A 13,291-nucleotide genomic window follows, 5' to 3' on the forward strand; every position below is an offset into this window, starting at 1 on the left:
GCCGGCAGAGCTCCGTTCCGACCCAGAAGGGCACAGATGAGCACCCAGAAGAAGAGCTCCCTCCGGCGGAAGCCCGCCCCCACCGCCCCCGAGCCGGCTCAGCAGCAGGACGCCGCCGCCGACTCATGGGCCGACGTCGCGCGGGCGATGGCCAGTCTGAACGAGGAGATGAGCCGCTGGGAAACGCCCTCGTCGGCCGACCTGGCCGCGTACGACAGCGATCTCGACCCACCCCAGCCCCTGGTGGAGCAGCAGGTCGAGACGGACGACCAGGCTGCCGTTCCCACGACGACGGTCGACGCGCCCTCCGTGATCGACGCTGACCTCCAGGCGCTCCTGGACGATCTCGCCACCATATGGGGCGACCATCCCCAGAGCACCACGACGAGCACCGAACCGCCGGCCGTGAGTGATCCTCTCGCGGCGGCTCTGGACACGCTGACCGACCTCTGGCGCCACGAGCAGCAGGAGCCCCCGGCCGTCAGCTGGGAAACCATGCAGCTGAACAAGCGGGACACCCAGACCGCGTTCAGCTTCGAGGAGATCCCGGTCATCCTCCCGTACACGCCGCCGACGATCTCCCTGCAGCTCGCGCCGATGTTCCAGGAGAACAGCGACCTGACCGCACCCGTCTACGAGAAGACGGCGGACGGCAAGATCGGCACGATGGTGGCAGAAGTCGCCATGTACAACGAAGCGTGGTACCAGTTCGACGCGACGAAGATCTTCCACGCCGCCGACGGGACACCGATGATCGGCTGCACGTCGCTCCTGGACCCCAACGACTACTTCGTCCAGCGTGGCCACTTCGTCGAGAAGACGTACAAGCCGACCGTCACGCTGATCGAGAAGATCGAGGACGACTTCGACGCTGCCGGACCGGACGTCTGGGCGGATGTGCGGACGGAGATCGAGGGGCTGCAGGAAGTGCGGATCACCAGCGGCGTGATCGGGTTCGTCACCGCCACGCTGGGCCAGCCGAAGAAGTACGTGCGGTTGGCCGAGATCAAGAAGGGGTCCTACCCGCTGTCCGGCGTCCTGCCGAGGAGGGTCCGGCCCGACCAGATCGTCCCGTTCAGCCTGACCATCCAGGTCGGCGGAAGAGACCTGACCATCAACGCTGACACGCTCGTGAACGACCTGCTTGAGCAGAAGGAGAAAGTCGGCAAACCGCAGGAGATCCTGGACGCGCTGAAGGAGAGCGCCGCGGCGGCAGAGGTGAAGGAGCCGAGGGAGAAGAGGAAGCTGACGGCTGAGCGGATCCTCGAGGTCTTCGCCACGACTCCCTCCTTCGCCCAGTACGTCGACCCTCCCCAGCCCGGCTGGCTGCTCGACGACCACGTCCACTACGTCACCGAGGACCAGCTGGGTGCGGTCATGGTCCTCGAACGGATGCCGAAGGACGAGCAGGAGATCGAAAGCGTCCGGAAGAACTTCCTGTTCGACACTGCGGCGAGCACGAACGGCGTGCGCTTCAACGAGCACATCTACATCCGCGACAACCACATCGGCGCCGGGACGGAGTACCACGAGACGGTCCACAAGCTCTCCCACCCGGCGGTGCGCAAGGTCTTCGGCTTCTGGTTCAACGAGGGTCTGACGGAGTACTTCACCCACAAGCTCGTGGCGGGCCTCATGGAGGACCAGACCATCGTCAGGGACAAGGACCAGTACGGCCATCAGCGCGACGCGATCTCGGCTCTCATCGAGCACACCCAGGTGACCGGGCAGGAGCTGGCCGACGCCTACTTCCGGGGCGACATCAAGCCGCTCTACGACAAGGTCATGCGGTGGGCCGCCAAGGCCCCGTTCACCGCGGACGAACCGTTCAGCCTCGACGGCTACGCGGCGCGGATCGACGACAGGTACGCGATCTCGGCGCAGAAGGCGCTCAAGCTCGCCTGCGGCGTGATCGACCCGGCCCCTGTCACCACGACCACCGAGGCCGATCAGCTTGGGACAGAGACCAAGGAGCCGAGTTGACCAGAAAAGACAGCAGGAACCCTCAAGCTCGGACGACGAGGACCGGAGAAAGCAAGGCTCCCGACCAGACGGAAGAGGAAGAAAAGGCCGAGCAGCCAGAGCAATCGGAGCCCGAACGCGACGCGGTCCTACGGAGGGCGGAGGCCTGGTTGACGACGGCCACGGATCCGGACGCGATCGCAGCCGTCTCCAACGTGTACCGGCTGGTGCTCAACGAGAACACCAACACACCCGCGAGCCTTCTCACTTCATTCCTGGACATGTACAAGGGGTGACGACAGCCGACTCGATGTCCAGCACGTCCTAGGCTTCATGCGCATGGAGTCGACGCAGCCGGAGGTCCGGCTCGGCAAGGTGGCCGTCGCGGACGTGACGCTCGCGTTCCGTGAGGTCGGCTCACCGCGCGGCGTGCCCGTGGTGCTGGTGCACGCGCTGGGCAGCGGTGCCGCCACCTGGGCCGCGTTCGGGGCCCGGCTCGCCGCTCACGGCCGCCGCGTCCTGGCGCTCGACCTGCGCGGTCATGGCGGCAGCTCATGGACCGACGCCTATTCGCTGACGTCGATGTGCGACGACGTGCTCGCCTTCCTCGACGCCCAGGGCATCGGCCGGACCGACCTCGTCGGTCACTCCGTGGGAGGCGCGGTGGCCGTCCTCGTCGCCCAGCGGCAGGCGGACCGTGTACGGCGGCTGGTCGTGGAGGACACCCCGCCTCCCCCCGAGAGGGCGCCGGAACCGCTCGCCCCGGTGACCGAGCCGGCCGACCCCCTGCCGTTCGAGTGGCGCTTGATCGAACCGATCATCACAGAGCTCAGAACCCCCGACCCCGGCTGGCGGGAGCGCCTGAAGCTGATCAGTGCGGCCACGCTGCTGGTCGGCGGCGGCCCGGCCAGCCACGTCTCGCCGGACGCGCTGGCCCGGGTGAACGCGGCCGTCCCCGACTGCCGGCTGGTGACCGTCGAGGACGCCGGACACCGCGTGCACAGCGTCAGGCCGGAGGAGTTCTGGGCCGTCGTCGCGCCCTTCCTCTGCGGCACGCCCGCCGGAGAGGTCACGCGTCCGCGGGAGTGACCCACTCGACGAACTGGATGATCACTCCGTTCGGGTCGGTGATCTGGAAGAGGCGCTCGCCCCAGGGCTCCTCGCGCAGCGGCATGGTGATCTCCACGCCGGCGTCGCGCAGCCGCTTCTCCTGGTCCTCAAGGCCGCCGGCGAGGGTGAACGCCAGGATGAGGCCGCCGACGTGCTGGTCGCGCTGCTCGGGAGGGAGCACCTCGATGCCGCGGGCGAGCAGGACGAGGTCCATCGCGTCGGTGCGGGTGAGGGAGGCGAAGCCGTCGGCGGCGGCCTGGACCGTGTAGCCCAGGTGAGTGGTGAGGAAGGCCTGGGAAGCGGCGACGTCGGCGACGGTGAGCGAGACGGTCGAGGCGGTGATCTGCAAGAAGGTCTCCTTGGGTCAGTCCGGAAACTTGCTACGGACGTAAACTTAGATCAGGGCACATGGGGATGTCAACATAAAAATGCTACGAGGGTAAAAATCCTCGTGTCGCTTCTGTACAAGACTCGAACGCTTCTTCCCGCCTAATCTCCCGATGGCAAGCGATCGTCACGACCTGAGGAGCGGCACCATGGGCAAGATCATTTCCAGCTTCTTCATCTCCCTCGACGGCGTCGTCGAGTCGCCGGACCAGTGGCACTTCCCCTACTGGAGCGACGAGATGGGTGCCGTGGTCGAGGCGGGGATGCAGAGCGCGGCGGGTTTCCTGATGGGCCGCAAGCTGTACGACGAGTGGTCCTCCTACTGGACGACCACCGACCAGGACCAGGACGCCGCCAGGGCGCTCAACGACACCAAGAAGTACGTCGTGACGAACAGCCTGGAGAAGGCGGACTGGAACAACACCACCATCATCTCCGGTGACGTCGCGGCCCGGCTGCGCGAGCTCAAGGAGCAGGTCGAGGGCGACCTCCAGATGTCCGGTTCCGCGACGACCGTGCGCTGGCTGCTGGCCAACGGGCTGATCGACGAGCTGAGCCTGCTCGTCCACCCGATCGTGGTGGGCCATGGGCGGCGGCTGTTCGAGGACACCCAGACCTACCCGCTGAAGCTGGCCAAGTCCGAGACGTTCAAGACCGGCGTGCTCAACCTGACCTACACCCCGGTCGCCGGCTGAGCGCCGATTCGCGCCTTCGCTCCCGTCGCCGGCGCGTCGCTAGACTGCCGCCATGGCCACGGAGTCGTCCCCCCTCACCATCGCGCAGCTCGCCGAGCTGGCCGGCGTCTCCACCGCGACCGTCTCCAAGGTCGTGAACGGCCGCTCCGAGGTGGCGCCCGAGACCCGCGCCGCCGTCGAGAAGATCATCCGTGAACGCGGCTACCGCAGGCAGCGACGGCGGACCGCGCCCGTCGCCCTGCTTGAGCTGGTCTTCCACGCGCTGGAGGGCGACTACCCCATCGAGATCATCAAGGGGGTCGAGCAGGTCGCCCGCGCCCACCAGCTCACCGTGGGCGTGTCGGAGCTGCACCACCACCACACGCCGGGGCCGAGCTGGCTGGACGGCGTGCTGCGGCGCCGCCCGACCGGCGTGATCGCGGTGTTCTCCGGTCTGACCGAGGCTCAGCGCGAGCAGCTCACCCACCGCGAGATCCCGCTCGTCCTGCTGGACCCGGCGGGCGACCCCGGGCAGGGCGTCCCCTCGGTGGGTGCGGGCAACTGGAACGGCGGGCTCGCCGCCACCCGCCACCTCCTGGAGCTGGGGCACCGCCGCATCGCCGTCATCACCGGGCCCGACTACGCGCTGTCCAGCCGGGCGCGGCTCGACGGCTACCGTACGGCGCTGGACATGGCGGGCGTGCCCGTCGATCAGGAGCTGATCGGGCGGGGTGACTTCCTCATCGAGGGCGGCCTTGCGCAGGCGCACCGGCTGCTGCGCCTGCCCGACCCGCCGACCGCCATCTTCACCTGCAACGACGGGCAGGCCATGGGCGTCTACCGGGCGGCGTACGAGCTGGGCCTGCGCATCCCCGATGACCTGAGCGTGATCGGGTTCGACGACCTGCCGCCGATGCGGTGGGCGATCCCGCCGCTGACCACCATTCGCCAGCCGCTCACCGAAATGGCCGCGGCGGCCGCCACGATGCTGCTGAAGCTGGCGAACGACGAGCCGCTGCCGCAGAGCCGCGTCGAGCTCGGCACCGAGCTCGTCATCCGCGAGAGCACCGCACCTCCCGCCGCCTCCTGACCGGACCTGGGTGCGGCGGAGGTCTCCCGCAGCCCGGGCCCGGATCAGCGGGGCGCATCACGCCGAGTAGTCGAACCAGTCGAAGCTCGCGCTCCCCCGCGTGACGTACATGCCGGCGACGCGGCCGGTGAACCCGGTGGCGACCTCGGTGGACAGGTAGCGGCCGTCCAGCTCGGCCAGCAACGTCCCGTTGACCGAGAAGGCGACGGTGTCGGGACCACGGGCCCCGACACCGGCCGGCTCACTGATCGGCCCACTGATCGGCCCACTGATCGGCCCGGCCGTCGAGGGCGGCAGGATCCTGTCGGTGCGGATGTCGATGGCGAGGGTGACCGTGCCGGGCGGGATCCGGTGCTCGGCCACGTTCTGCCGCAGCGGCCCGATGCGGGCGATCACGCGGGCGTGCCCGTCGCCCACCTCCAGGTCGTAGTGGTGGGCTTCGTCCATGCGCAGCGACAGCCCGGCCGTGGCGTTTCCAGGCTCCAGGCAGGTGCTGATGCGGCAGTCATGATGCTGCTGGCGGCGGCCGATGAACGTGTGGCTGGGACGATCCAGCGTCGGGCCCGTGGCGTGCAGGGTCAGCCGGCCCGGTCGCTCGGTCAGCGACCAGGAGCCGTCCGGGCGGTCGCGCGGCGAGATCCAGGACGGCGCCAGGGCCGCGGCGTCGAAGTCGTCCCTGGCGGGCTCGCCGGGCAGCGGGTGCCAGGCGGCGGGCGCGGGGTGCCGCTCCTCGACCGGGCCGGCGACCGGCCAGCCGTCCTCCCAGCGCACCGGGGTGAGGCAGGTCTCCCGGCCGAGCACCTGGAACTCGGGGGTGTAGCCGCGCGGGCGGGTGGCGAGGAGCACCATCCACCAGGTGCCGTCGGCGGCCTGTACGAGGTCGGCGTGGCCGGTGCTCTGGATCGGCCGGCCGGTCCCCCGGTGCGTCAGGATGGGGTTGACCGGGCCGGGATCGAAGGGGCCGCGCGGTGAGCGGGAGCGCGCGATCGAGACGGCGTGGCCGCGCTCGGTACCGCCTTCGGACATCAGCAGGTACCACCAGCCGTCCACCCGGTACAGGTGCGGCGCTTCCGGATATTTCCCGCCGGTGCCGGACCAGACCGGGTACGGGCCTTCGAGCACCTTCCCCTTGTCCGGGTCCACGCGGGAGACGTGGTTACCCGAGACGACGCACCAGCAGTTGCCGTCCTCGTCCCAGGTCAGATCGGGGTCGATGCCCGGCAGGTCGATCCAGACCGGGTCCGACCACGGCCCCGCAGGGCGTTCGGCGGTGACGATGAAGTTGCCCCGGCCGCTCACATTGGTGGTGATGACGTAGAAGCGGCCGTCGTGGTGGCGGATCGTGGGCGCGTAGATGCCGCCGGAGGCCGTCGCGCCGGGCGGCAGGTCGAGCTGCGCGGGCCGGTCGAGGACGTTGCCGATCTGCCGCCAGTGGACCAGGTCACGGCTGTGGAAGATCGGCACACCGGGGAAATACTCGAAACTCGAACACACCAGGTAGTAGTCGTCACCGGCCCGGCACACGCTCGGATCCGGGTGGAACCCAGGCACCACTGGGTTGTCGTACATGCGCACCAAGAACGTCCTCTCCAGGTCAGTGCGTCAGCCTTTGAAGGCGCCGTCCATGATCCCGGCGACCATGCGCCGCCCGACGAACACGAACAGCACGAGCAGGGGCAGGGTGGCCAGGAACGAGCCGGACATGGCCAGGCCGAGGTCCACGGTGAAGCTGTTCTGCAGGGCCTTGATGGCGATCTGCGCGGTGTACATCTCGGGTGATTTGAGCACGATGAACGGCCACAGGAAGTCGTTCCATGAGGTGACGAACCCGAGCAGCCCCAGCACGAACGCGGCCGGCCGCACCAGCGGGAAGGCGATCCGCCAGAAGATCTGCCAGGTGGTGGCCCCGTCGATGCGGGCGGCCTGGAGGATCTCGTCGCTGATCGTGGTGGCCAGGTGCTGGCGCATCCAGAAGATGCCGAACGCGCTGGCCAGGCCGGGCACGATGAGCGCCTGGAGGGTGTCCACCCAGCCCAGCGAAGAGATGATCATGTACTGCGGGATGACCGCGAGCTGGGTCGGCACGGTCATGGTCAGCACGACGATCAGGAACAGCACGTTGCGGCCGGGGAAGCGCAGCTTGGCGAAGGCGAACCCGGCCAGCGAGCACAGCAGCGCGTGCCCGACGCCGATCGTGCCGGCCACGATCAGGCTGTTGAGGATCGAGCGGACGAACGGCACCGTACTGAACACGAGCCCGGCCAGGTGGAAGAAGTTCCCGCCCGGCACGATCTCCGGCGGCAACCGCGTCGCCGTCGCGGTGTCGGTGGTGGCCACCACGAACATCCAGTACAGCGGGAACATGCAGGCCAGGACCGCCAGCCCGAGCAGCAGGTAGGTCCACCAGCGGACCCGGTGGGATCGGTTCATCATCGCTCCGGCCGGATGCGGGTGGACAGGATGTAGTTGAGCGTGGCGATGGCGATGATCAGCACGAACAGCGCGACGCCGATGGCCGCGCCGTAGCCGAACTGGAACTGGCCGAAGCCCTGCTCGTACAGGAAGAGGGTGAGCGTCTGGCACTGCCGCACCGGGCCGCAGGTGAGCGGCGCGGAGCGGGAGACCAGCAGCGGCTCGGTGAAGATCTGCAGGCCGCCGATGGTGGAGGTGACGACGGTGAAGACGATGACCGGGCGCAGCGACGGGATGGAGATGTGCCTGAACTGCTTCCACGGCCCGGCCCCGTCCACCGCCGCCGCCTCGTAGATCGCCCGCGGGATCGCCTGCAGCGAAGCCAGGTAGAGCAGCGTGGTGTAGCCGAACCAGCGCCAGGTCACCATCACGGCGATCATCGTGTGGCTGCCCCACACCGACTGCAGGAAGTTGATCGGCTCCACCCCGAACAGGCCGAGCAGCCAGTTCAGCAGGCCGTAGTCGCGGTCGAACATCTGGGCGAAGACGATCGTGGTGGCCGCGACCGAGGTGATGTACGGCACCACCATCGACATCCGGAAGAACACCGCCCACCGCAGCCTGGCGTGGTTGAGCAGGTGCGCCAGGCCGAGGGCGAGCAGCAGTTGCGGGACGGTGGACAGCAGCCAGATGCTGATCGTGTTCCAGGCCGCGTTCCAGAACCGCGCGTCGGCCAGGAGCCGGGTGAAGTTGTCCAGGCCGATGAAGACGTGCTCGCCGATCGGGTTCCAGTCGAACAACGCGACGTAGAACGTGAACAGCAGCGGCACCAGCCCGAACACCGCGAAGATCAGGAAGAACGGCGCGACGTAGGCGTACGGGGCCAGCCGCTCGCCCAGGCGCTGCCGGACGGCGCCGCCGGCGAGCACGGGCGCCCGGCTCGTGTCGAGCGTCGCGGTCACGCTACTTGCCGATCGCGGTCTTGATGTTGGTCAGCGCCGCCTGCCAGGCCGCCGCCGCGTCGCCCTTGCCCTGCTCGACGTTGGTGATCGCGTTCACGAACTCCTGGCCGATGGCCGAGCTGTCCGGGCCGATGAGGAACGGCTTGAGCCCGAGCAGCGAGTCGGTGTAGATCGTCCCGGTCGGGGCGTCGGAGAAGAAGGCGTCCTTCTTCCCCGTGAGCTTGGGATCCTTGTAGACCGACGGGGTCGTGGGCAGCGAGCCGGAGTCGACGAAGTGACCGAGCTGGCCCTGCGGCGACTGTGTCTTGGTGATGTAGTCCCAGGCCGCCTTCGGGTTCTTGGCGCCCTTCGGGATGGCCAGGTAGCTGCCGCCCCAGTTGCCCGCTCCGCCGGGGATGGTGGCGATGTCCCACTGGCCCTTGGTGTCGGGGGCGTTGCTGCGGATCCCGCCGAGCATCCACGACGGCGCGGAGATGACCGCGAAGTCGCCCTTGCCCATGCCCGCGCTCCAGCCTTCGGAGAACGAGCTCTGCTTGGCGGTGATGCCGGCCTGGACCGTCTTGATGGCCAGGTCGAACGCGGTCTTGACCTGCGGGCTGGTGGCGTAGACGACGTTGCCCGACGGGTCGTAGTACTTCTGCGGCCCCTGGTTGACGGCCTGGTGGAAGACGCTGGTGGCCGCGTTGTCGACGAACGCCTTCTTGGTGGCGGCGGTGTACTTCTTGCCGGTCTCGATGAAGGCGTCCCAGGTCGGCCAGAGCTTGCTCACCTCCTCGCGGTCGGTGGGCAGCCCGGCTTCCTTGAACAGGTCCTTGCGGTACGCCACCGCCATGCCGCCCACGTCGGTGGGGATGCCGATGATCTCGCCGCCCTTGGCGGTGCTCTGGCTGATGATCCAGTCCAGGTAGTCGCCCTTGATCTTGTCGGCGCCGAGCTGCCGCAGGTCCTGGAAGTTCTGCGGCTGCTGGACGAACTTCGGCAGGTCGTCGCCCTGGATGAGCACCAGGTCGGGCACCTTGCCGCCGGCCAGCGCGGTGGTCAGCGCCTGCGCCGTCTCGACCGATGAGCCCACTTCGGTGAGCTTCACCTGCACGCCGGGGTTCTGCTTCTGGAAGTCCTCGACCGACGCCTTCTGATCGATGCCGGTGAACGACCAGAACTCGAACGACTTGCCGTCTCCCGACGGCTGAGCCGAGGAGCCGCCACCGCCTGAGCAGGCGGCGGCGGTCAGAGCGATGGCCGCGACGATCATGACCGGGGGGAGTTTGCGGGACATCACTGCGCTCCTTAGGCGTGGGGGTGCCGCAGCATGGAAAATTTCGCCGAAAAGGACGATTGTTAATGGGGGACTTTAGGTGCGGTTTCGGAAACCCGTCAAGAACCTGCAGGCAAGATGGCGGAAATGCGTGTGCCAAGTTGCCGGAAACTTTCGGCGTCGCCGAGGGGCCAGCGCATCCTTGACAGGCCGATTTCGTCGACCTAACGTGACCACACCGCCACGGGAGAGCGTGACAGATTGTTAGCGCTAACAGCTCAGCGGCGCAGGAGGCGTCATGGCGTGCTTGGTGCTACCCGGAGCCGGAGGCGGCACAGCCCTGGGTGCGTCCCTGTGGAACGTTCAGCGTGGAGGACAGTAAGTTACGGTCAGAGCGTGCCGAGCCCACGGGCCAGGATGGTGGCGGTCTTCGGGGGTCCGCCGATACCGACTCGTCAGATGGCACGCCCTCCCATAGACGGATGAAGCACGGCAGAATTGCTCGGGTGGGGTTAGAAGTCGAGAGCCGACCGTCCGATTCGCCGTACATCGAGCGGGTATGGCGGAGCCGCAGCCATGGCGTCAGCCAGATGATGTCCCTCGCGGCGTCCCACTGGGACCTGGTCTTCTGGGAGCAGGCCGGCCAGGTCAGCGTGGCCGTGCAAGGGCCGGCGTCGTACGCGAGCCCGGCCCCGGTTCCCGACGAGGCCGTCTTCTTCGGGATCAGCTTCTCGCTCGGCAGCTCCATGCCGCATCTGCCGGTCCACGGGCTCGTGGACGGCTCAGCGGGGATCCCCGATGTGACGCGTAGATCGTTCTGGCTGAAGGGTTCGAACTGGCACGTGCCCGACTACGACAATGCCGAGCTGTTCGTCCGGCGGCTTGTCCGCGAAAGCGTCCTGGGCCACGACCCGATCGTCGCCGACGTGCTGCGCGGAGCGTCGCCGGAGGTGTCGGAGCGGACGCTTCAGCGGCGTTTCCTGGCGGCGACCGGGCTCACCCGCGGCGCCATCCGGCAGATCGACCGGGCCAGGCAGGCGGCGATCCTGATCCAGGAGGGCGTGCCGTCCCAGGAGGTGATCCACCGGCTCGGCTACTTCGACCAGCCGCACCTGGCGCGGTCGCTGACCCGCTTCGTCGGGCGGACCGCCACGCAGCTGAGCGATCCGCGCCCGCCTGAGCCGCTGTCACTGCTGTACAAGACCTGACCCCAGACGGCTTCACCTGGGCTCCACCCGGCACGCGTCGGGCGTACGGGCGCACTGGACGGGCAACCTGCTCCCCGCGTCCAGCACCACGCGATCGCGCAACGGCTCGCCGAGCTTGACCACGTCCTTGCCGGACCTGCCGACCCCCAAGCAGATGCCGCCGCCCTGGTGGGGGACGACGATCCCCAGGACCACCACGTCCGGCTGCTCCAGGACGCGCGACCGGACGGCGAGCGGCTTGCTGCCGCAGGTGCCGTAGCCGTAGGTGATCAGCAGCGTTCGGTCGTCGAGCAGCTCGTAGTCCGCGACCCGCTCCTCCACCGGGTCCTGCTCGCCGACGGCTGCCCGGACGGTGCCGATCGCGTCCTGATCGACCGCGACCCGGTGGACCGGCCCCGGCAGGTTCGAGAAGGACAGGCGCCACGCGGGCACGGTCGCCATGCCGCGCACGGTCTTCAGCCGCATCGTCGTGAACGTGGCACCGGTCAGCTCGTACGCCTCCCCCTTGGGAAAGGTGTACTCCTCGGGCCAGGGGGAGATCGCCCGCAACGCCTTCCGCGCCCCGATCACGGGGACCCGCATCGTGGACCCGTCGTCCCAGCGGATCTGCGACTCGGCGGGGGTGGCGGGGAGCGGCCCGGCCACGATCCAGCCGAACTCCTCGTCCTGCTGCACCTTCTCGGACACCTCCGGCGGCATCGAGGTCAGATCCCCGAGGGGGACGAAGCCGTCGCGCCAGATCTCGGCGGCCCCGCTCGTCCGCCAGCTCCAGACCGCCTGATCGGCCTGGTCATCGAACGTCAGCGGTCTGATCAGATGACTGCCGCCGCTGAGCAGCATCGACGCCGCCAGAAGTGTCGTGACTAATCGAAGCATGTGATGATCTTGACAGAAGAGCGCTTCCGATCAGCGGGGTTGTGTGGAGCGGGGGATGCCGGCGAGGCGGGAGCGGGTTCTGGCCGGGGCCGACGGGGGCAGCGAGGCGAGGATGTCGGCGAGTGAGACCCCCGCGAGGCTGCGCCGCCAGGCGTTGTGCGCCTCGGCCATCTTCTCCGCGAGGACGCACGTGCGCCGGCACTCCTCCTGCGGCAGCGCTCCCCGGCCCTGCTGGCGGATCTCCTTGCACTGGTACGGCGAGGACGCGCCGTCGACCGCTTTGACGATGTGCAGCAGGGTGATGTCGGCCGCCGGTCGACCGAGCTGGAATCCGCCGCGCGGGCCGGTCGTCGCGGCGAGCACGCCGGCCCTGACCAGCGCCTGCAGTTGCTTGGCGAGATAGGGCGCAGGCAGGTCGTAGTAGTCCGCGAGCTGGGCCGCCGACGCGGTGGCTCCCGGCTCCAGCTGGGCCAGCGTCGTGGCGCAGTGCAACAACCATTCGGTGCTCGCAGGCAGCTTCACGACATACAGGGTATCCCGGATATTGAGGATCTATTTAGTCCGAGATAGGGTCGGCGGGTAACGAGATTTGAGGAGAGATCATGCGGATCGCAGTCGCCGGAGCCACCGGGAACATCGGAGCCCTGACCGTCACCGCCCTCGAACGGGCCGGGCACGACGTCGTGCGCATCAGCCGCTCACTCGGCGTGGACCTGCTGACCGGCGACGGGCTCGGCGACGCCCTGGCCGGCGTCGAGGCGGTGGTCGACGTCACCAACGGGCCGGCCGGCGATCACGCCGCCGCGGTGCACTTCTTCGCCACCACCACGCGCAACCTGCTCGCCGCCGAGGAGCGGGCCGGCGTCCGCCACCATGTGCTGCTCTCGATCGTCGGCATCCACCAGGTCGAGGGCAACCCGCACTATGCGGGCAAGCGGGAGCAGGAACGCCTGGTCTCCGCCGGTTCTGTGCCGTGGACGATCGTGCCCGCCACGCAGTTCCACGACTTCGCGGCGATGGTGGCGAGCTGGACCGAGCAGGACGGCGTCGCCACGATCCCGCCGCTGCTGGTGCAGCCGATCGCGCCCGCCGACGTGGCCGGCGTGCTCGCCGAGATCGTGACGGGCGAGCCGCAGGGCCGGTACGCGGACGTCGCGGGGCCCGAGCCGCAGGACCTCGTCGACCTGGCCCGGCGCACCAACCAGGCGCGCGGCCACGAGGTGCAGCTGGTGCCGACGTGGTCAGGGCTGTTCGGCCTGGAGATGGCCGGGAACGTGCTGCTGCCCGGCGAGAAGGCCCGCCTCGCTCCGACCACGTTCGACGAGTGGCTCGCCGGCCAGCGGTAAGACGATGAA

Annotated in this window: 14 protein-coding genes; 7 read left to right on the plus strand and 7 right to left on the minus strand. The window is 68.8% G+C overall.

The genetic code is table 11. The features are described from left to right. Window positions 1-36: 36 nt before the first annotated feature. From ABEA43_RS31145 to ABEA43_RS31155, 3 genes are read left to right on the plus strand one after another with little or no spacing between them, the layout of a single operon-like run. The gene (locus ABEA43_RS31145) at window positions 37-1,983 is read left to right on the plus strand and encodes a hypothetical protein (RefSeq protein WP_345567376.1); all 1,947 of its coding nucleotides are present in this window, start codon (window positions 37-39) and stop codon (window positions 1,981-1,983) included. Next, on the plus strand, window positions 1,980-2,258 hold the full coding sequence (locus ABEA43_RS31150; RefSeq protein ID WP_345567378.1) for a hypothetical protein: 279 nt from the start codon (window positions 1,980-1,982) through the stop codon (window positions 2,256-2,258). The genes ABEA43_RS31145 and ABEA43_RS31150 overlap by 4 nt, the downstream gene beginning before the upstream one ends. A gap of 43 nt (window positions 2,259-2,301) precedes the next feature. After that, complete coding sequence (locus ABEA43_RS31155; RefSeq protein WP_345567380.1) at window positions 2,302-3,051, plus strand: alpha/beta fold hydrolase; 750 nt, start codon at window positions 2,302-2,304, stop codon at window positions 3,049-3,051. Here ABEA43_RS31155 and ABEA43_RS31160 read toward each other — a convergent pair. Then, complete coding sequence (locus ABEA43_RS31160; protein ID WP_345567382.1) at window positions 3,032-3,421, minus strand: VOC family protein; 390 nt, start codon at window positions 3,419-3,421, stop codon at window positions 3,032-3,034. The two genes, ABEA43_RS31155 and ABEA43_RS31160, sit on opposite strands and share 20 nt — an antisense overlap. 187 nt (window positions 3,422-3,608) lie before the next feature. Here ABEA43_RS31160 and ABEA43_RS31165 point away from each other — a divergent pair, with 187 nt between their 5' ends. Together ABEA43_RS31165 and ABEA43_RS31170 are read left to right on the plus strand one after the other, a co-directional pair. After that, window positions 3,609-4,154: a dihydrofolate reductase family protein gene (locus tag ABEA43_RS31165; protein ID WP_345567384.1), complete on the plus strand. Its 546-nt coding sequence runs from the start codon at window positions 3,609-3,611 to the stop codon at window positions 4,152-4,154. A gap of 52 nt (window positions 4,155-4,206) precedes the next feature. Beyond that, window positions 4,207-5,223 carry a LacI family DNA-binding transcriptional regulator gene (locus ABEA43_RS31170; RefSeq protein WP_345567386.1) on the plus strand — a complete coding sequence of 339 codons (1,017 nt, stop codon included), beginning with the start codon at window positions 4,207-4,209 and terminating at the stop codon, window positions 5,221-5,223. 57 nt (window positions 5,224-5,280) lie between these two features. Here the strand turns inward: ABEA43_RS31170 and ABEA43_RS31175 are convergent, their stop codons facing one another. Genes ABEA43_RS31175 through ABEA43_RS31190 form a run of 4 tightly spaced genes read right to left on the minus strand, consistent with a single transcriptional unit; the run spans window position 5,281 to window position 9,873 of the window. After that, on the minus strand, window positions 5,281-6,792 hold the full coding sequence (locus ABEA43_RS31175; RefSeq protein ID WP_345567388.1) for a glycoside hydrolase family 43 protein: 1,512 nt from the start codon (window positions 6,790-6,792) through the stop codon (window positions 5,281-5,283). A 33-nt stretch (window positions 6,793-6,825) separates the two neighbouring features. After that, a complete protein-coding gene (locus ABEA43_RS31180) occupies window positions 6,826-7,656 on the minus strand; it encodes a carbohydrate ABC transporter permease (protein ID WP_345567390.1) in 831 nt (276 codons plus the stop codon). Next, window positions 7,653-8,597 (minus strand): carbohydrate ABC transporter permease, encoded by a 945-nt coding sequence (locus ABEA43_RS31185; RefSeq protein ID WP_345567392.1) that lies wholly within the window; start codon window positions 8,595-8,597, stop codon window positions 7,653-7,655. Before ABEA43_RS31185 ends, ABEA43_RS31180 begins: the two co-directional genes overlap by 4 nt. A gap of 1 nt (window position 8,598) precedes the next feature. Further along, entirely contained in the window at window positions 8,599-9,873 is a 1,275-nt protein-coding gene (locus tag ABEA43_RS31190) for an ABC transporter substrate-binding protein (protein WP_345567394.1), read from the minus strand. 485 nt (window positions 9,874-10,358) lie between these two features. Here ABEA43_RS31190 and ABEA43_RS31195 point away from each other — a divergent pair, with 485 nt between their 5' ends. Then, window positions 10,359-11,060 carry a helix-turn-helix domain-containing protein gene (locus ABEA43_RS31195; protein WP_345567396.1) on the plus strand — a complete coding sequence of 234 codons (702 nt, stop codon included), beginning with the start codon at window positions 10,359-10,361 and terminating at the stop codon, window positions 11,058-11,060. Window positions 11,061-11,072: 12 nt separating this feature from the next. On the opposite strand, the gene ABEA43_RS31200 is transcribed toward ABEA43_RS31195, so the two are convergent. After that, window positions 11,073-11,936 (minus strand): hypothetical protein, encoded by an 864-nt coding sequence (locus tag ABEA43_RS31200; RefSeq protein WP_345567398.1) that lies wholly within the window; start codon window positions 11,934-11,936, stop codon window positions 11,073-11,075. Between the two features lie 30 nt (window positions 11,937-11,966). Continuing rightward, on the minus strand, window positions 11,967-12,458 hold the full coding sequence (locus tag ABEA43_RS31205) for an RrF2 family transcriptional regulator (RefSeq protein WP_345567400.1): 492 nt from the start codon (window positions 12,456-12,458) through the stop codon (window positions 11,967-11,969). Between the two features lie 80 nt (window positions 12,459-12,538). Here ABEA43_RS31205 and ABEA43_RS31210 point away from each other — a divergent pair, with 80 nt between their 5' ends. Further along, on the plus strand, window positions 12,539-13,282 hold the full coding sequence (locus tag ABEA43_RS31210) for an SDR family oxidoreductase (protein WP_345567402.1): 744 nt from the start codon (window positions 12,539-12,541) through the stop codon (window positions 13,280-13,282). Window positions 13,283-13,291 lie beyond the last annotated feature (9 nt).

The sequence above is a fragment of the Nonomuraea rosea genome, assembly GCF_039539705.1.
Taxonomy (GTDB): domain Bacteria; phylum Actinomycetota; class Actinomycetes; order Streptosporangiales; family Streptosporangiaceae; genus Nonomuraea; species Nonomuraea rosea.

Excerpts from the sequence above, each read along its gene's own strand:
- ABEA43_RS31170 (WP_345567386.1), top strand. The coding sequence starts at position 4,207 with ATGGCCACGGAGTCGTCCCCCCTCACCATCGCGCAGCTCGCCGAGCTG.
- ABEA43_RS31165 (WP_345567384.1), top strand. The coding sequence starts at position 3,609 with ATGGGCAAGATCATTTCCAGCTTCTTCATCTCCCTCGACGGCGTCGTC.
- ABEA43_RS31155 (WP_345567380.1), top strand. The coding sequence starts at position 2,302 with ATGGAGTCGACGCAGCCGGAGGTCCGGCTCGGCAAGGTGGCCGTCGCG.
- ABEA43_RS31210 (WP_345567402.1), top strand. The coding sequence starts at position 12,539 with ATGCGGATCGCAGTCGCCGGAGCCACCGGGAACATCGGAGCCCTGACC.
- ABEA43_RS31145 (WP_345567376.1), top strand. The coding sequence starts at position 37 with ATGAGCACCCAGAAGAAGAGCTCCCTCCGGCGGAAGCCCGCCCCCACC.
- ABEA43_RS31180 (WP_345567390.1), bottom strand. The coding sequence starts at position 7,656 with ATGATGAACCGATCCCACCGGGTCCGCTGGTGGACCTACCTGCTGCTC.
- ABEA43_RS31200 (WP_345567398.1), bottom strand. The coding sequence starts at position 11,936 with ATGCTTCGATTAGTCACGACACTTCTGGCGGCGTCGATGCTGCTCAGC.
- ABEA43_RS31175 (WP_345567388.1), bottom strand. The coding sequence starts at position 6,792 with ATGTACGACAACCCAGTGGTGCCTGGGTTCCACCCGGATCCGAGCGTG.
- ABEA43_RS31190 (WP_345567394.1), bottom strand. The coding sequence starts at position 9,873 with ATGTCCCGCAAACTCCCCCCGGTCATGATCGTCGCGGCCATCGCTCTG.